Source organism: Kitasatospora sp. RG8, from assembly GCF_017813315.1.
Classification (GTDB): Bacteria; Actinomycetota; Actinomycetes; order Streptomycetales; family Streptomycetaceae; genus Kitasatospora.
Genome location: NZ_JAGIYX010000013.1, coordinates 38,759 through 55,982 on the forward strand (window position 1 = coordinate 38,759; position 17,224 = coordinate 55,982).

Annotated in this window: 15 protein-coding genes; 3 read left to right on the forward strand and 12 right to left on the reverse strand. The window is 73.3% G+C overall.

The window, feature by feature from the left end; translation table 11 throughout:
• Positions 1-42: 42 nt before the first annotated feature.
• Positions 43-942, reverse strand: coding sequence for a sigma-70 family RNA polymerase sigma factor (locus J5Y04_RS20405; protein WP_209413518.1), 900 nt, complete (start codon positions 940-942; stop codon positions 43-45).
• A gap of 162 nt (positions 943-1,104) precedes the next feature.
• Entirely contained in the window at positions 1,105-1,401 is a 297-nt protein-coding gene (locus tag J5Y04_RS20410) for a DUF1330 domain-containing protein (RefSeq protein ID WP_209413519.1), read from the reverse strand.
• Positions 1,402-1,566: 165 nt separating this feature from the next.
• Between J5Y04_RS20410 and J5Y04_RS20415 the strand changes: the two genes are divergently transcribed.
• The gene (locus J5Y04_RS20415) at positions 1,567-2,061 is read left to right on the forward strand and encodes a MarR family winged helix-turn-helix transcriptional regulator (RefSeq protein ID WP_148643457.1); all 495 of its coding nucleotides are present in this window, start codon (positions 1,567-1,569) and stop codon (positions 2,059-2,061) included.
• Between the two features lie 108 nt (positions 2,062-2,169).
• Positions 2,170-3,621 carry a PLP-dependent aminotransferase family protein gene (locus tag J5Y04_RS20420; protein WP_209413520.1) on the forward strand — a complete coding sequence of 484 codons (1,452 nt, stop codon included), beginning with the start codon at positions 2,170-2,172 and terminating at the stop codon, positions 3,619-3,621.
• 49 nt (positions 3,622-3,670) lie between these two features.
• Here J5Y04_RS20420 and J5Y04_RS20425 read toward each other — a convergent pair whose 3' ends face one another.
• The 10 genes from J5Y04_RS20425 to J5Y04_RS20470 form a co-directional block, all read right to left on the reverse strand.
• Complete coding sequence (locus tag J5Y04_RS20425) at positions 3,671-3,883, reverse strand: DUF6126 family protein (protein WP_245205123.1); 213 nt, start codon at positions 3,881-3,883, stop codon at positions 3,671-3,673.
• Positions 3,884-3,915: 32 nt separating this feature from the next.
• Positions 3,916-4,551 carry a helix-turn-helix domain-containing protein gene (locus tag J5Y04_RS20430; RefSeq protein ID WP_209413521.1) on the reverse strand — a complete coding sequence of 212 codons (636 nt, stop codon included), beginning with the start codon at positions 4,549-4,551 and terminating at the stop codon, positions 3,916-3,918.
• A gap of 70 nt (positions 4,552-4,621) precedes the next feature.
• Positions 4,622-6,340: a pyruvate dehydrogenase gene (locus tag J5Y04_RS20435; RefSeq protein WP_209413618.1), complete on the reverse strand. Its 1,719-nt coding sequence runs from the start codon at positions 6,338-6,340 to the stop codon at positions 4,622-4,624.
• A gap of 179 nt (positions 6,341-6,519) precedes the next feature.
• Positions 6,520-8,934 (reverse strand): glycoside hydrolase family 65 protein, encoded by a 2,415-nt coding sequence (locus tag J5Y04_RS20440; protein ID WP_209413522.1) that lies wholly within the window; start codon positions 8,932-8,934, stop codon positions 6,520-6,522.
• Complete coding sequence (locus tag J5Y04_RS20445) at positions 8,931-9,680, reverse strand: HAD family phosphatase (RefSeq protein ID WP_209413523.1); 750 nt, start codon at positions 9,678-9,680, stop codon at positions 8,931-8,933. Before J5Y04_RS20445 ends, J5Y04_RS20440 begins: the two co-directional genes overlap by 4 nt.
• Positions 9,681-9,789: 109 nt before the next feature.
• Positions 9,790-10,575: a VOC family protein gene (locus tag J5Y04_RS20450; RefSeq protein WP_209413524.1), complete on the reverse strand. Its 786-nt coding sequence runs from the start codon at positions 10,573-10,575 to the stop codon at positions 9,790-9,792.
• 214 nt (positions 10,576-10,789) lie between these two features.
• Positions 10,790-11,236: an SRPBCC domain-containing protein gene (locus J5Y04_RS20455; RefSeq protein ID WP_209413525.1), complete on the reverse strand. Its 447-nt coding sequence runs from the start codon at positions 11,234-11,236 to the stop codon at positions 10,790-10,792.
• Between the two features lie 117 nt (positions 11,237-11,353).
• Positions 11,354-13,114, reverse strand: a complete 1,761-nt coding sequence (locus tag J5Y04_RS20460) for an LCP family protein (RefSeq protein ID WP_209413526.1) — start codon at positions 13,112-13,114, stop codon at positions 11,354-11,356.
• Positions 13,115-13,505: 391 nt separating this feature from the next.
• Entirely contained in the window at positions 13,506-13,847 is a 342-nt protein-coding gene (locus J5Y04_RS20465) for a PqqD family protein (protein ID WP_209413527.1), read from the reverse strand.
• 191 nt (positions 13,848-14,038) lie between these two features.
• Positions 14,039-14,665: a TetR/AcrR family transcriptional regulator gene (locus J5Y04_RS20470; protein WP_209413528.1), complete on the reverse strand. Its 627-nt coding sequence runs from the start codon at positions 14,663-14,665 to the stop codon at positions 14,039-14,041.
• A 112-nt stretch (positions 14,666-14,777) separates the two neighbouring features.
• Here J5Y04_RS20470 and J5Y04_RS20475 point away from each other — a divergent pair, with 112 nt between their 5' ends.
• Positions 14,778-16,607 carry an MFS transporter gene (locus J5Y04_RS20475; protein ID WP_209413529.1) on the forward strand — a complete coding sequence of 610 codons (1,830 nt, stop codon included), beginning with the start codon at positions 14,778-14,780 and terminating at the stop codon, positions 16,605-16,607.
• Positions 16,608-17,224 lie beyond the last annotated feature (617 nt).

Sequence of the window (17,224 nt, forward strand, 5' to 3'; positions counted from 1 at the left end):
GGGCGCGGCGGGCAACCGGCCCGCCGCGCCGCCGCTCCGGGCTCAGCCGTCCAGGACGGCCGACAGGTCGAGCCGCGCCAGGCGCTCCGGGTCGGTGAGGAAGTCCAGCGCGATGATCCGGCCGCCGTGGATGGTGAACGCCATGAGCGAGAGCGGCCGGCCGTCGGCGAGGGCGAGCATGCCGGGCGCGCCGTTGACGAGCACCGGTCGGCCGTCCTGGGCGAAGCGGGCGAAGGTGACCGCCTGGGAGGCGACGTCGGCCGCGCCGCGGCGGACCAGGCCGGGGCGCAGCGTCCCGCCGTCGGAGCGGGCCACCACGTCGGGGTCCAGGACGGCGAGCAGCGCGTCGAAGTCCCCGGCGCGCGCGGCGGCGAGGAAGGCGTCCACCACCTCGCGGCGCCGGGACCGGTCGGTGTCGGGGGCGGGCGCGGCGCCCTGGACGCGGCGGCGGGCGCGGCTGGCGAGCTGCCGGGTGGAGGCGGAGGTGCGGCCGAGGATCGGCGCGATCTCGTCGAACGGCACGGAGAACAGGTCGTGCAGGACGAAGGCGAGCCGCTCGGCCGGGGCGAGGGTGTCCAGGACGACCATCAGCGCGATGCCGACCGAGTCGGCCATCAGGATCTCCTGCTCGGGGTCCGCGACCCCGAAGGCGCCGACGACCGGGTCGGGAAGCCGGAACTCCCGCCCGTCCTGGCCCTGGAGCGGGTCCTCGCGCCGGGCCGTGCGCGAGCGCAGCAGGTCCAGGCAGATCCGGCCGGTCACCGTGGTCAGCCAGGCGCCCAGGTTCTCCACCTCGGTGGTGTCGGTCCGGCTGAGCCGCAGCCAGGCCTCCTGCACGGCGTCCTCGGCCTCACTCAGCGAGCCCAGCATCCGGTAGGCGACCGCCCGCAGTTGGGGCCGGTGCCCCTCGAACTCCCGCGCCTGAAAATCGTCCCCGCTCACCCGTCACATCCCCGCGCTCTGATCCGTCGGTGCCTTGGAAGGACGATAACCGGCCGGGCCCGCGCGGCACCCGGCCCGATGCGGGGTGCCCTCCCACCGCCTCCGGTCCTTCGGGGAAAGGGCCCTGAGCGTCCGTCACCTTGGTGCCGGGCGCGGATTCACCTAGGCCGGCACGCCGCTCACGAGGTTGATGTCGACCTGCCTGCCCATCGTCGCGATGCGCCAGGCCGCGATCTCCTGGTAGGCCGCCGAGGAGTACCAGCCGCGGGCCGCCTCCCCGGTCGGGAACTCCAGGACGGCCGTCCTGGTGAAGCCCCCGGCGCCCTCCAGTCGCTGCGGCGCGTCGAAGGCCAGGAGGCGGCCGCCGTAGGGCTCCATGGTCGCGCCGACGTTGGCCAGGTAGTGGCCCAGGTCGCTGTCCGGGGTGCTGTCGCTCCTGGTGATGACCACGTAGTGCATGTCGTGCTCCCTCTCCCCTGAATCGCCATGGCGGTGGCCCGGGACCCGAGCCAACCCTTCAATGGCGAATATTTTGACGTCGAAGTGATCGCCGTGATGAACGGTAGGCCCGGCCAGCATCGATGTCAAACAGTTCAACGTCGAAGCTTCTGCTAGCCTGACGGCGTGAACGATGCGGTGGACGAGGTCATCGAGCGGTGGCAGGCCATCCGGCCCGACCTGGACACTTCGCCGATCGGCGTGGTGGTCCGGATCTTCCGTGCGTCCCGGCTCCTGGAGCAGGGGATCAAGGACTACTTCGAGGCCAACGGCCTGGAGTCCTGGGAGTACGACGTCCTCGCGACCCTGCTGCGGGCCGGTGACAGCAGCACCCTCCGGATGGGCGACCTGGCCGGAGCCGCGATGATCAGCCCGGGCGCCCTGACCAACCGGATCGACCGGCTCGCCGCCAAGGGGCTCGTCACCCGCGCCACCGACCCCGACAACCGCCGCCTCGTCCGCACGAGCCTCACCGACGAGGGCCGCCGCCTGGCCGACGGCCTCATCGAGGGACACCTCGCCAACGAGCTGAGCCTCATCGAGGCCCTGACCCCGGAGGAGCGGGAGCTCCTCACCGGCGTGCTGCGCAAGCTCCTGCTCTCCCTCGGCGACCACGGCTGAGCCGCGGGCCGCGAACCGCGAACTGCTCGCTGCGAACCGCGCCGTGGCCGTAAGGCGATAATCACCCCACGGACTCGGCAACGGAACGCACGGAACGGCCCTCAGCCCATGACCCCCTCCCGGGCCAGCACCCGCACCACCGCGTGGACCGCCTTCGGCGGCGACCTGCACCTGGACCTCACCGGACGCCGGGCCGCCGGCGCCGGGGTCCGGGCGGCGCTGGAGGACGCACTGCGGGAGGCGGTGCAGGACGGCCGGCTGGCGCCCGGGACGAGGCTTCCGTCCTCCCGCGCACTCGGCGAGGACCTCGGGATCGCCCGCAACACCGTGGTCGAGGCGTACGGGCAGCTCACCGCCGAGGGGTGGCTCACCTCGCGGCAGGGCTCCGGCACCACGGTGGCCGAGCGGACGACGCCGCGCCCGGCCCGGCGGGCGGCCGGGCAGCCGCGCGGCCGCCGCACCGGCCGGTACGACCTGATGCCGGGACGGCCGGACGTCTCGCTCTTCCCGCGCAGCGCCTGGCTGTCCGCCGCCCGGCGTGCGCTCGCCACCGCGCCGCACGAGGCGTTCGACTACGGCGACCCGCTGGGGCGGATCGAGCTGCGACAGGCGCTCACCGACTACCTGGCCCGGGTGCGCGGGGTCCGCACCGACCCCGACCACCTGCTGGTCTGCGCCGGGTTCTCGCAGGGGCTCGGCCTGCTCTGCGGCGCCCTGCGCGGAGCCCGTGCCCGCTCGCTGGCCGTCGAGGGCTACGGACTGCCGCCGCAGCGCGAGATCGTCCGGGCCGCCGGACTCACCCCCGCCCCGCTGCCGTTGGACGGGTCCGGCGCCCGCACCGACCTGCTGCACGGGCGGCGGGACGCGGCCGTGCTGCTCACTCCCGCCCACCAGTACCCGACCGGGGTGGCGCTGGCCGCCGAACGCCGGGCCGCCGCCGTCACCTGGGCGCGCGAGCACGACGCGTACGTGATCGAGGACGACTACGACGGCGAGTTCCGCTACGACCGCCAGCCGCTGGGCGCGATGCAGGCGCTCGACCCCGAGCGGGTGGTGTACGCGGGCACCGCCGCCAAGAGCCTCGCCCCCGGTCTGCGACTGGCCTGGCTGGCGCTGCCGGACGCACTGGTCGAGCCGGTGGCCCGGCTGAAGCAGCTGGCCGACACCATGTCACCGGTGCTCGACCAGCTCACGCTCGCCGAGCTGATCACCTCCGGCACCTACGACCGGCACGTGCGCCGCTCCCGGCTGCACTACCGCCGCCGCCGCGACCGGCTCGTCGAGGCGCTCGCCGAACGGGCCCCGCACGTCCGGGTGACGGGCATCGCCGCGGGCCTGCACGCCGTGCTGCAACTACCGCCCGGCGCACCGCCGGAGGCGGAGCTGCTGGCCCGCGCGGAGGCGGCCGGACTGGTCCTCAGCGGCCTCACCTGGCACCTCGCGGAGCCCGGTCTCGCCCCGGACGCCCCGCCCGCCCTCGTGGTCGGCTACGGGACCCCGCCCGACCGCACCTTCCCCGCCGCCCTGGACGCGCTCTGCGAGCTGCTGCGGGAGCGGTGACGGGCCGCGGGCGGCGTCCAGCGGGGCCCGAACAGGCCTGCCGGAAGGGCTACTTGTTGCGGTTGCCCAGCTCGAAGAGCAGCATGATGAAGCCCGCGAAGCCGTGGGTGGCGACCATGTAGATCAGCACCCGGATGCCGACCCGGCGGTTGGCCCACTTGCCGGCGTCGATGGTCTTCGGGGCGTCGGCGGCACGGGCCTCGCCGGAGGCGCCGGGAACGGCCGCGGGGATGGTGGCGGGGATGGTGGCGGGATCAGCCATGGGAGATCTCCTCCGGGAGTTCTGACGTGCGGTCAGTGGGGTGCGGCAGGGCCGCCGCCGAGACAGAGTTCGCCACCGGGGCTCTGCAGCAGGGTGTGGACGAAGAGCAGCTCCACCCCGTCCGCCGAGTCGGCGGCGATGCAGTGCGGGGTGAGCGAGTCGAAGTGCGCGGAGTCGCCCTCCGCGAGGAGGTGGACGCGGTCGCCGAGGGTCAGCCTCAGCCGGCCCTGGAGGACGTAGAGCCACTCCTCGCCCGGGTGGACCCGGACCACCGCGTCCTGCACTCCCGGGGGAACGTGCACGCGCAGTGCCTGCATCGCCCGTCCGGGTGCACCGGCCCGGCGGTAGCCCCAGCCGCCCGCGCGGCCGGGTTCGATCGCGCCGCCGCGCACCACCGGGTCCGGCTCCACCATGGCCTCGCCGAGGAGGCCGGAGACGGAGGTGCCGTAGGCGCGGGCGAGGCCCAGCAGGACGGGCAGCGAGGGCTGCCGGCGGCCGGTCTCCAGCCGGGACAGATAGGCTGGGGAGAGACCGACCCGGGCGGCGGCGACCTCCAGCGTGAGGCGGCTGCCGAGCCGGTGCTCGCGCAGCCTCGCGGCGAGGCCGGCGACCTCCTGGTCGTCGAGCTGGTCGCCGGTGGCGGAGGGGCCGGGTGGGCTGGTGGTCATGTGACCAGTGGACACCCCACGTGCCGCAGGGGCAAGAAATTTGCCTCAGAGGCAAACTGCCCGCAGGGGCTCACGGCCGGGGGATGTGCCGCAGGTTGCTCCGGGCCAGGTCGATCATGCGCCCGACCCCGCCCGAGAGCACCGTCCGCCCCGCCGCCAGGGCGAAACCCTTCAGCTGGGCCGCGGTGATGTGCGGCGGGATCGAGAGCGCGTTCGGGTCGGTGACCACGTCCACCAGCGCCGGACCGGGCCGCTCCAGCGCCTCCGCCAGCACCTCCCGCACCCGCGCCGGATCGGTGACCCGCTTCGCCGGGACGCCCATCGCCCGGGCGATCCCGGCGTAGTCCACGTCGCCGTTGTCGATCTCCGACTCCGGGTAGCCGGAGACCAGCATCTCCAGCTTGATCATGCCGAGCGCGCCGTTGTTGAACACCACCGTCTTCACCGGGAGCCGGTGCTTCGCGACCGTGAGCAGTTCGCCGAGCAGCATCGACAGCCCGCCGTCACCCGCCATCGCCACCACCTGCCGCCCAGGGCAGGCCAGTTGGGCACCGATCGCGTGCGGCAGCGCGTTGGCCATCGAGCCGTGCAGGAACGAGCCGACCACCCGGCGGCGGCCGTTCGGCTGGAGGTAGCGCGCGGCCCAGACGTTGTTCATGCCGGTGTCCACGGTGAACACCGCGTCGTCGGCGGCCACCTCGTCCAGCACCGAGGCCACGTACTCGGGGTGGATCGGCAGGTGCTTCTCGATGTCCCGGGTGTAGGCGCCGACCACGTCCTCCAGGGCCCGGCAGTGCTTGTTCAGCATCTCGTCCAGGAACGCCCGGTCGTGCGGGTCCTTCGGCTCCAGCAGCGGCAGGACGGCGCGCAGGGTGGCCGAGACGTCGCCGTGCACGGCGAGTTCGAGGGGGGTGCGGCGGCCGAGCCGGGTGGCGTCGTGGTCCACCTGGATCGTGCGGGCCTGCGGCAGGAAGGAGTCGTACGGGAAGTCGGTGCCGAGCAGCAGCACCACGTCGGCCGCGAAGAGCGCCTCGTGGCAGGCGCCGTAGCCCAGCAGGCCGCTCATGCCGACGTCGTACGGGTTGTCGTACTGGATCCACTCCTTGCCGCGCAGGGAGTGCCCGACCGGCGCGTGCAGGGCCTGCGCGACCTCCAGCACCTCCGCATGTGCCCCGCGCACACCCGCACCGCAGAACAGGGCCACCGTGCGGGCCTCGTTGAGCGCCCGGGCGAGCGCCTGCACCTGGGACCAGGGCGGCGCGGCGACCGCCTGCTCGGTGAGGAAGTGGCTGGTGCCGGTCGGCCCGTCGGCGCCCAGCGCGGCGACGTCGCCCGGGAAGGCGAGCACGGAGACGCCCCTGGCGCCCAGCGCGTGCTGGATCGCCACCCGGACCAGGCGGGGCATCTGGGCCGGGGTGGAGACCGTCTCGCACCAGCTGCTGCAGTCGGTGAACACCCGCTCGGGGTGGGTCTCCTGGAAGAAGCCGGTGCCGATCTGCGCGGACGGGATGTGCGAGGCCAGTGCGAGCACCGGCAGGCCGCTGCGCTGGGCGTCGTACAGCCCCTGGATCAGGTGCGTGTTGCCGGGGCCGCAGGAGCCCGCGCAGACCGCCAGGCGGCCGCTGAGCTCGGCCTCGGCGGCCGCGGCGAAGGCCCCGGCCTCCTCGTTGCGGACGTGCACCCAGCTGATCCCGTCGGCCCGGCGGATCGCGTCCACGACCGGGTTGAGGCTGTCACCGACCACCCCGTACACCCGCTCCACCCCGGCCTGCCGGAGCACCTCGACCATCTGCTCGGCCACACTCACCACGGGGGGCACTCCTTCACCGGCCGCCGGTTGCCACAGGACACCAGCACCCTCCTGCGCGCGGGAGGGCGGCGCATGCGGGGACCGGCCGAAGGGGTGACGGCCGGCCGAAGGAGTGGTCGGCGGACGCGGCGCCCCCGGGGCCTGGGGGCGCCTGGCCGCTACTCCGCCGCGAGGTGCTCCGTGCCCGGGCCCGTGCCCAGGGTGCCCGCGGCCACGCCGGCCTGGGGCTGACGGCGGGCGGGCTCGCGGCCCGGGGGCTGGCTGCACCGCTCCTGGACGGGCGGCACGGTGGTCGGAAGGGTGACCGGCCGGCCCGCCTTCACCTGGACCGCCTCGCCGTCGTGCCGCAGGTGGATCACATCGCCGCGGCGCAGCGTGTACGTCGTCCCGTCGTGGGTGATCCGGACGCCGAGCAGCTGGCCGCGCACCATCAGCGAGAAGCCGAGCTTCATCAGTCCGGACGGCAGCCGGGGCCGGAAGGAGAGCGTCTCGCCCTGGTCGCGGAGCCCGCCGAACCCGGCCACCAGGGCGATGCAGGCGCCGGCGAGCGAGGCCATGTGCAGGCCGTCGCTGGTGTTGCCGCCGAGGTCGTGCAGGTCCATCAGGGCCGCTTCGGCGGTGTAGTCGTACGCGAGGTCCAGCTGGCCCACCTCGGCGGCGATCACCGCCTGGGTGCAGGCCGAGAGCGAGGAGTCGCGGACGGTCAGCCGCTCGTAGTAGGCGAAGTTGCGGGCCTTCTGCTCGTCGGTGAAGGCGTCCCCGCGGACCTGCATGGCGAGCACCAGGTCGGCCTGCTTGACCACCTGCTTCCGGTACAGGTCGAAGTACGGGTAGTGGAGCAGCAACGGGTAGTTCTCCGGCGGGGTGCGCTCGAAGTCCCAGAGCTGGTGGTCGGTGAAGCCGTCGGCCTGCGGGTGGACGCCGAGGTTCTCGTCGTAGGGGACGAACATCGCGGTGGCGGCGTCCCGCCAGGCGGCGGTCTCCTCGGTGTCGACGCCGAGGGCGGTGGCCTCGCGCGGGTGCCGGCCGGCGGCCTCGGCGGCGGCGCGCAGGTTGCTCTGCGCCATCAGGTTGGTGAAGACGTTGTTGTCGGCGACGGCGCTGTACTCGTCCGGCCCGGTGACGCCCTCGATGCGGAACTTGCCGACGGCGTCGTGGTGGCCGAGCGAGCGCCACATCCGGGCGGTCTCGACCAGCAGCGCCAGCCCGTACTCGCGCTCGAACTCGACGTCGCCGGTGGCCCGGACGTAGCGGGCGACGGCGGCGGCGATGTCGGCGCCGATGTGGAACGCCGCGGTGCCGGCCGGCCAGTAGCCGGAGCACTCCTCGCCGCGGATCGTCCGCCACGGGAACACCGCTCCGGCGAGCCCGAGTTGACCGGCCCGCTCGCGGGCGAGCGGGAGCGTGGTGTGGCGCCAGCGCAGTGCCTGGTTGACGGCGGAGGGCAGGCAGTAGGTGAGCACGGGAAGGACGTAGGTCTCGGTGTCCCAGAAGCTGTGCCCGTCGTACCCGGGACCGGTCAACCCCTTGGCGGGGATGGCCCGTTCCTCACTCCGGGCGCCCCCCTGGAGCACGTGGAAGACGGCGAACCGAACAGCCTGCTGGAGTTCGACGTCGCCCTCGATCTCGACGTCGCTGGTCTCCCAGAACTCCTTGAGGAACCCGGCCTGTTCGGCCACCAGGCCGTCCCAGCCGGTGTACCGGGCGGCGGTCAGCGCGGCCTCGACCTGGTCCCGGACGGCGGGCAGTGAGCGGGTCGCGGACCAGCCGTAGGACATGAACTTGACCAGCCGCAGCCGCACGCCGGGTTCGAGCACGGTGGTGACGCTGATCCGGCAGTGGTCGGCCTCGGCCTCGGCGACGGTGTCCAGCCGCTCCGGACCCTCGATGACGTGGTCCATCCCGGCGGCCACCCGGATGCCGCTGTACCGGGTGCGGTGCACCAGGACGGCCTTGCTGCCGCCGGCGTGGTGCACCTCGGCGAGGAGCGGGGCCTCCAGCACGGCGGCCGCCCGCGGGTCGCCCTCGGGGCCGCCGGGCAGCTGCTCGTTGGCGACCAGCTCCGACTGGAGGACGATCCGCACCGGCCCGTCCACCGCCTCCACGGTGTACTCGACGGCGGCGATGGCCCGCTGGGTGAGCGAGACCAGCCGGGTCGAGCACACCCTGATCGTCCGCCCGGCCGGGGAGGTCCACTCCGCCTCGCGCCGCAGCAGCCCGTCACGGAAGTCCAACCAGCGCCGGTGGCTGATCAGTTCGCCGTAGCGCAGGTCGAAGGGCTCGTCGTCCACCAACAGGCGGATGATCTTACCGTTGGTCACGTTGATGACGCTCTGGCTGGACTCCGGGTAGCCGTAGCCGCCCTCGCCGTACGGCAGCGGGCGCAGCTCGAACACGCCGTTGAGGTAGGTGCCGGGCAGCCCGTGCGGCTCGCCCTCGTCGAGGTTGGCGCGCAGGCCGATGTGGCCGTTGGAGAGCGCGAAGACGGACTCGGCGCGGGCCATCGAGGTCAGGTCGAGGCCCTGTTCGGCGATCTGCCAGGGGTCGACGCTGAAGTTGTCCAGGCTGGTCATGCCGTTCCCTCCTCCAGCAGGTCGGCGAGGTCGTCGACGACCACGGTGGCGCCGTCGCGGCGCAGTTCGTCGGCCTGGCCGGTGCGGTTCACGCCCACCACGGCGCCGAAGCCTCCGGCCCGGCCGGAGGCGACCCCGGCGAGCGCGTCCTCGAAGACGGCGGCGTGCGCGGGTTCGACGCCCAGCGCCCGGGCGGCGGCCAGGTAGGTGTCGGGCGCGGGCTTGCCGGGCAGGCCCTCGCGCCGGGCGACCACGCCGTCCACGATCACGTCGAACAGTTCCTCGATGCCGGCGGCGCGCAGCACGTCCCGGCAGTTGGCGCTGGAGGAGACCACCGCGCTGGGCAGCCCGAGCTCCCGCAGCCGGTGCACGTACGCGACCGAGCCCTCGTACGGCTGGACGCCCTGCTCGCGGATCATCCGCAGCACGGTGTCGTTCTTGGCCAGGCTGATCCCGTGCACGGTGCGGGCGCCGGGCGGGTCGGCGTCGGTGCCCTCGGGCAGGTCGATGCCGCGGCTGCCCAGGAAGGCGCGGGTGCCGTCGAGTCGCGGGCGGCCGTCGACGTAGACGTCGTAGTCGTCGACGGCGTCGAAGGGGACGAACTGCCCACCGGTGCGGGCCGATTCGGTGCGCAGGAAGGCGTCGAAGGTGTCCTTCCAGGCCGCGGCGTGCACCTTGGCGGTCTGGGTGAGCACCCCGTCGAGGTCGAAGAGGAAAGCGCGGATGTCGTCCGGTAGCCCCAGCATGGGTGCAGTCTCACCCGCAGACACGGGGAAGCCGCCCATTCCCCGCGGCGCGTCGCGGGATCGGGCGGCTTCCCGGGCCGGGCCGGACGGCTCCGGGGACGGTGGCGCGCTACGGCGTGCCGGGCGAGGCGATCAGTGCGAAGACGGCGCCCTGCGGGTCGGTGACGACCGCCATCCGGCCGGCCGGCATGTCGAACGGCGGCTGGATCACCGAGCCGCCGGCCTTGACCAGGGCGTCCACGGTGGAGTCGGTGTCGTCCACCGAGAAGTAGGTCATCCAGTGCGGGGGCGTGCCGGGCGCGAGGTAGTCGGCCACCTTCTGCATGCCGGCCACCGCCCGGTCGTCGACGCTGAGCGAGTAGTAGCCCTCCGCGCCCTCCATCGTCGCCGCGCGCAGGCCCAGCGCCCGCTGGTAGAACGTCCCGACCGCGTCGGGGTCGGTGGTGTTGAGCTCGCTCCAGACCAGCGAGCCCGGCTCGTTGACGACGCCGGCGCCGATGAAGTCGACCTTCTGCCAGACGCCGAACACCGCACCGGCCGGGTCGGCGGCGACCAGCATCCGGCCGACGGTGCCGACGTCCATCACCGGGTAGAGGATCGTGCCGCCGCTCTCGGCGATCGCCCGGCCGGTGGCGTCGGCGTCGTCCGAGGCCAGGTAGGTGGTCCAGCCGACCGGCGGGACGGGCTGGCCCTCGGGGGCCGCCTGCGCCATGATCCCTGCGACCGGCTTGCCGTTCAGCAGGCACATGGCGTAGCCGCCGAACTCGGGCGGGCCGATCTCGCCCTGCCAGCCGAAGAGGTCACGGTAGAAGTCGATCGCGGCCTGCTGGTCGCTCGCCATCAGGTCGACCCAGCACGGGGTGCCGGGCTTGTACGGAGCGTTCACTGCGGGCATTGCTGGGCCTCCAGGAGCGGTCGTCCACCGCCGGGGCGGGCCGGGCGCACGTCCGGTCCCGGCAGCGGCCCCGGCGGGGGCCGCGCGGGTACGGCGGAGGTACGGCCGGTCGGCGGTACACCGCCCACCATCGCCGCGCCCCCGTCTTCCCGCCACCGGACGGCGCCCGCCGGGCGACGGGCGGGTGACGGACGCCCGCGGGCCGGGACGGACCTTAGGAGTCGTGCGGCGTCGGCTTCACGAAGTACGGCTGGATCTTGCCGCTCTGGGCGTAGTCCTTGAGCCGGACCAGCAGCTCGGCCCATGTGCCGGCCACCATCGGAACGCCGTCCTCGGTGCCGGGCTGCCACCCGCCGTGGCGGAACAGCAGCCGGGTGCGCTCGGGCGCCTCGGGCTGCCCGGCGAGGTCCCAGCTGATCCAGGTGCCGGCCCAGTGCGGGGGGAAGGTGCCGACGTTCGTCCAGACCACCCGGTCCCGGTCGGCCCGCTCGCGGCGCAGCCGGAACGGCTCCGGGACGCCGGGGAAGTCGAAGAGCAGCACGTCCCCCTCGCGGGCCACCTCGGTGGTCCACCAGCCGGCCAGCCCGTCGTGGGTGTTGAGCGCGGCGAGGACGACGTCGCGGGGTGCGGCGATGTCGAGCTGCAGGGCGATCTCGGCCATGGGGTCCGCCTTTCGGGCCTGCGCCCCCCGATCGGTCCCCCTCCGGCCACCATGGCACAGGGCCCGGGATCGGCACATCCCGGGCCCCGGCGCGGCCGGGCCGGCCGCTACCGTGCGTTATCCACCGCTCCCGTAGGTGGTGCCGGCGCAGATGTCGTCGTCCGCCGAGCGGGTGTTCTCGGTGACGCTGGTGGGCAGCGGGACCGGCGCCGCCGGGGTGGACGGCGCGCCGGCGGCGGCCGAGCCGGCCGCGGAGGCCGCGCCGCCGCCGTTGGCGGCCGCGAAGTCCTTGCCGACGACCACGATGACGCCCGGCGAGGAGCCGGCCTCGACGGTCGCGCCGGGGAAGAGCTCGGCGACCTTGTCGGCGTTGGCCTTCTGGCCGGAGCCGTACTCGACGACCGTCTTCGCGTGCTTGGTGCTGGCCGCGGGGCCCGCCTTGGTGGCGTTGAACTTGGCCCCCTTGAGCAGCTCGGCCGCCTTGCCGTCCATCCCGGAGGTGGTGGTCCCGTTGTAGACGGCCACCTTGACGGCGGAGTTGCCGGCGTCGGGGGCGGGCGCCGCCGTGGTGGTCGCGGCCGGCGCGCTCGGCGCGGCGGACGCGGTGGCCTCGGCCGGCTGCTCGCCGGTGGCGTTCTGGCCGTCGAGGGTCCGGTCGGCCTTGATCGTGTCCCAGAGCTTCTTGGCGTCGGACTCGATGATGTCGAGGTCCTGGTCCTGGGTGCGGTAGCGCCAGGGCACCGTCACGAACTTGAGGTCGTGCATGTCGATGTTCTTCAGCGAGAGGCCGAAGGAGAGCAGCTTGTCGGCGGAGCTGAGACCGGGGTCGACGACCATCGACTTGGTGGCGGCGTCCGCGAGCGGCAGCAGGGTGGTGGGGTTGAGGCCCTGGCCCTTGATGTTGGAGGCGAGCGAGCCGAGGAAGGCCTGCTGGCGCTTCATCCGGCCGATGTCGGAGCCGTCGCCGATGCCGTGGCGCAGCCGCACGTAGTCGAGCGCCTTCTGGCCCTCCACCTTCTGCTTGCCCTGCGGCAGGACGACATTGCCCTTCCTGCCGAGCTTGGGGTTGATCTCGCCCTCGTAGATCGGCTTCGGCAGGCAGATGTCCACCCCGTGGACCGCCGAGGTCATCGCGGAGAAGCCCTGGAAGTCCACCACGATGGTGTGGTCGACCCGGATGCCGGTGAGCTTCTCGACGGTGTTCTGGGTGCAGGCCGGGTTGCCGTCGTCGGTCCCGCCGGTGGAGAACGCCGCGTTGAAGAGGTCGCTGGACGTCCCCTTGCTCCACTTGCCGTTCGGCAGCTTGCAGGACGGGATCGCCACTTTGGCGTTGCGCGGGATCGAGATGCCGACGGCGTGCTTGTGGTCGGCGTAGACGTGCAGCAGGATCGTGGTGTCCGAGCGGGCGCCGCCGTCCTCGCCGCCACCGAGGTCGGAGTTGTTCTTGCCCCGGCTGTCGGAGCCGATCAGCAGCACGTTGACCGGCTTGTTGCCGTCCGCGTCGGCCTGGGCCTCCGGCGGGCGGTCGGTGGCGATGGCGTCCGCGTCGAAGGACTTGATGTTGCCGTTCAGCTTGAGGTAGATCGCGCCGCCCGCACCGGCTATCAGCACGAGCACACCGGCCGCCGACCAGGCGACGATCTTCTTCACGTTCTTCTTGGGCTTGCGGCTGTTGCGGGCCGCCGCGCGCCCGCCGGCCGCCGACGCCTCGGGGGCCGCCTCGCCGCCCTTGCCCGGTGCGCCCTTGCCCTGGGCCGCGCGCCGGGCCTCGGCCCGCCCGCCGGTCCGTGGCTGCGGCACCCCGCCGCCGTCGTCGGTCGTGAGCGCACCGGGCGCGTCGTCACCACGAGCCGGGCCCTCGCCCCACTGACCTGACATCCGTGTACCTTTCACCGGCGGACGCGGCGCCCGTCCTCAGGGGCGCGCTACACACAGAGAGACGGCCTGAAGTGCCCCCGGGTTGCACATACGAAGGTCGTAATGACCGACGAACGCCCCCTGAGACCGCCCCCGCACCCCCTCCGGAGCCCCCGCGATCACAGGAGCCCCGTTCGGAGCATACAAGCCGGTCATATTTTCTCGGCCCGCCCGAGCGGCTCGGGCACCTGCCCGGAGGCCACCGGCCGACGGGTGCGCGGGCCCGGGAAACGCCCTTCTCACGCCGTCCGGCGGAAAGGGCCCGTGCAACGCCGGGCCCGCCTCCCGGGAAGGGGTGCGCGGCAGGTGAACGGCGGGTCGGGCGGAAGGGGTGGTGAGGGGTGGCGAAGCGTCAGGTCTGCTCGGACAGGCCGCCGGGCGGGTTGTTGCGCAGGCACGGCTCGCTGGCGTCCTCGACCACGCCCTGCTCCAGGAGCTCGTCCACCCACCGGCCGAGTGCCACCCGCACCAGCAACGGGTCCATCCCCCAGGCCCGGCCCAGGTCGATCGCGGTGGCGTCGAGGCGCCACCCGTGTTGCTGCAGGGCGATCCACATCGCCGCCGCGGAGGCCCCTCCGGTCCACCGCGCGCCGGTGGCGTCCCGGCGCAGTTCGAGCGTGCCCCCGGCCCCGACGGAGCCGGTCACGCCGGACACGGGTCGCACCCGCGTCCACATCTCCTCGTCCTCCCTCAACGCAAGCTCCTCTTGGCTGGCCGGTGCCCGGCAACCGGCCTTCGGAAGCGGTAGCTCCTCACGCACGGCCGACCGCTGTCGGTAACAGTGCCAGGCTAGGGCGAGCCCGCAGTCGCGAGAACCTGCCAAAGCCCCCTATGAGGGGTGGAGTTAGCCCCCCACGCCCCATAGGGGGTGCCGGACGCGCCGGCTCAGTCGGCGGTCGTGGCCGCCGGCACTCCACCCTCCGTCGGGGCGCCGTCCGCGGCGGCCCCGGCATGGTCGACCGCGTTGACGAACACCCGCATGGCGTGGGCGATCTCGTCCCCGTTCGGCGCCCCCTCCGGGTCGAGCAGCCACTGGAGGCCCAGGCCCGAGACCAGCGCCAGGTGGAACGACCCCACCAGCCGCATCGTCTTCTCGTCGCCCTCGCCGATCTCGTCCAGCCCGAGCGGCGCCGCCAGGGCGAGCCGGGCCCGCTCGTAGGCGCGGGCGAGCTGCTCCCGCAGCCCCGGTACCCGGTCGGCCTGGGCGAACGCCTCGATGCTGGCGAGCAGCATCGGCCGCTGCGAGACGAAGAACTCCGTGACGCTCCGCCAGGCCGTGTCGATCGAGGGATCGGTGGCCTCGTCGAGGATTCTGCGGAGCTCGGTACCCCACTCCTCGAACGATTCGATCACCGCCTCGCTGAGCAACGCCTCCTTCGAGCCGAAGTGGTACCCGATCGAGGCGAGGTTGGCCCCCGACGCGGCGACGATGTCGCGCGCGGTGGTCCGGGCGTAACCCCGCTCATGCAGGCATTTCTTGGCACCAGCCAACAGATCTTCACGATTTCCCACGATCCCCATCGTAGCTACGGAACGCCGTTTGCGACATACGTTCGTCAGAGACGCTCGTACATCTTAGACGGGCGTACTAGACAAGCATCTAGGACGTACGTATGCTTCAACCATGAACGCCGACACGCAACGTGCCGACCGGAAGGCGTGGATCGGCCTTGCCGTCCTCGTCCTTCCCGTCCTGCTCGTCTCCCTTGACATGCACGTCCTGTCCTACGCGCTGCCCATGATCAGCAGCTCGTTGGAACCGAGCAGCTCGGAGCTGCTGTGGATCATCGACATCTACCCGTTCATGCTGGCCGGGCTGCTGCTCACGATGGGCACGCTCGGTGACCGGATCGGCCGGCGGAAGCTGCTGATGTTCGGTGCGGTCGCCTTCGGCACCGCGTCCGCGCTCGGCGCCTACTCCAGCAGCGCGGAAATGCTCATCCTGACCCGGGCGCTGCTCGGCGTCGGTGGCGCGACGCTGATGCCCTCGACGCTCTCGCTGATCCGCAACATGTTCCACAACGCGGAGCAGCGCCGGACCGCCATCGCCGTCTGGACCGGGGCGTTCGCCGGCGGTGCCATGCTCGGACCGCTCATGGGCGGTGCGATCCTGGAGAAGTTCTGGTGGGGCGCCGTCTTCCTGGTGAACCTGCCGGTCATGGCGGTGCTCGTCGTGCTCGCGCCGCTCATGCTCCCCGAGTCCAAGGACTCGAACCCCGGCAAGTTCGACTTCACCAGCTCGTTCCTCTCGCTGGCCGCGCTGCTCCCCACCATCTACGGCGTGCAGCACATGGCCGGTGAGGGCGTGAGTGCCCTGCCGATCGCCACCATCGTGATCGGCCTGACGGTCGGTTACGTCTTCCTCCGCCGCCAGCGGATGCTCGCCGAGCCCATGCTGGACACCAAGCTCTTCCGCAGCCGCGCCTTCACCGCCTCGATCGCCGCCAACACGCTCGGCGTCTTCTCGATGGTCGGCTCCAGCCTCTTCACCACCCAGTACCTCCAGATGGTGGCCGGCGTGCGGCCCTTCGTCGCCGGTCTGTACGCCCTCCCCGCGGCCGGCGCCGCGATGACCGCCGCCTCGCTGGCACCGCTCCTCGTCCGCAAGGTGCGACCCGCGTTCGTCGTCGGCATCGGGCTGCTGATCGGTGCGGTCGGCTTCACGATCCTCGGCCAGGTCGACGGCGGCACCGGCATCGCCGCGCTGGTCGCCGGCACCGCGGGCATGGCCGGTGGCATCACGCTCGTCCTGACCATCTCCTCCGACATGATCATCTCCACCGCGCCGCCGGAGAAGGCGGGCACGGTGTCCGGCCTCTCCCAGATCGCCACCGAGTTCGGCGGGGCGCTCGGCATCTCCATCCTCGGCAGCGTCGGCACCGCCGTGTACCGCGCCGACCTCGCCGACAACGCCCCCGAGGGAGTCGCCCCGGCGACGCTCGCATCGGCCCGCGACACGCTCGGCACCGCCCTCGACGTCACCACCCGGATGCCGAAGGACCTGGGCGAGGCGCTCGCCGACGCGGCCCGCACCTCCTTCACCCACGGCCTCCAGACGGCGATGTTCACCGCGGCCGGACTGCTGGTCCTGATGGCCCTGCTGGCCTTCACGCTGCTGCGCAAGGTGACCATCCCGACCAAGTCCGACGAGCCGGCGGCCACCGAGGCCCCGGTGCAGCACGAGCCCGAGCCGCAGCCGGTCCACGCCTTCCAGGGCGCGCAGAACCCGTACGGCTACGACACCTACGGCACCTCCCAGGACCGGTCCGCCGGGTACGGGGCGTCGAAGGAGACGGACTACTTCGGCGGCCAGGACCGCACCGGCCAGTACGGCGCCCCGAGCACCTACGGCGCCGGCGACTCCTACGGCACGGGTGACTCCTACGGCGCCACGGACCTGAGCCGGGCGCGGCACCGCCGGGGAGGTGAGGAGAACCCCTTCGAACGGCGGTGAGTGAACGGCACGACAGCGGCAACCGAAGCGTGTGCCGGACCGGGAAACCTGGTCCGGCACACGCTTCTTGTTATGGGGGGCCGGGACGTCCGGGGCCGGGGTGGCCGGGGGCGGGGAGGTCGGGGGCGGGGGCTTCCCGTGCTCCGGGGGCTGCGGGGCTGCGGGCCCCCGGGGCGGCCGGGGGCGGGGCTCCGGACATCAGGGCCAGTTGGCCTCGGGCTTCCAGGCCTCGGGGCTTCCGGGCTGCCCTACGACGGGCGGGTCGGCGGGCGCACGGTGTGGGGCCGCCCGGTGGAGCGCGGTGGCCGGCCGTGCAGCGTCCCGGCCGCGACGGCCCGTCAGGGAAGGCCGGGTGGAAGGTGACGGGTGAAGGGGACGAATAAAGGGGACGGCCGGCGGCGACGGCCCCCTCCCCCGGCCGAACTCCCGCCCCGGGCCCGCCAACCGGCAACCGGGCCCGGGCGACCCGGCAACCGGACCCGGGTACGTGAAAAGGCCCGTGCCGCCGGAGCCCAGGGGGAAGGCTCCGGCGGCACGGGCCGGCCGGGTCGGACCGTCGGTGGGGGGCGACGGCCCGGCCCGGCCTCGGGGAGGCTGGTCCTCGTGGTTCCCGCCGG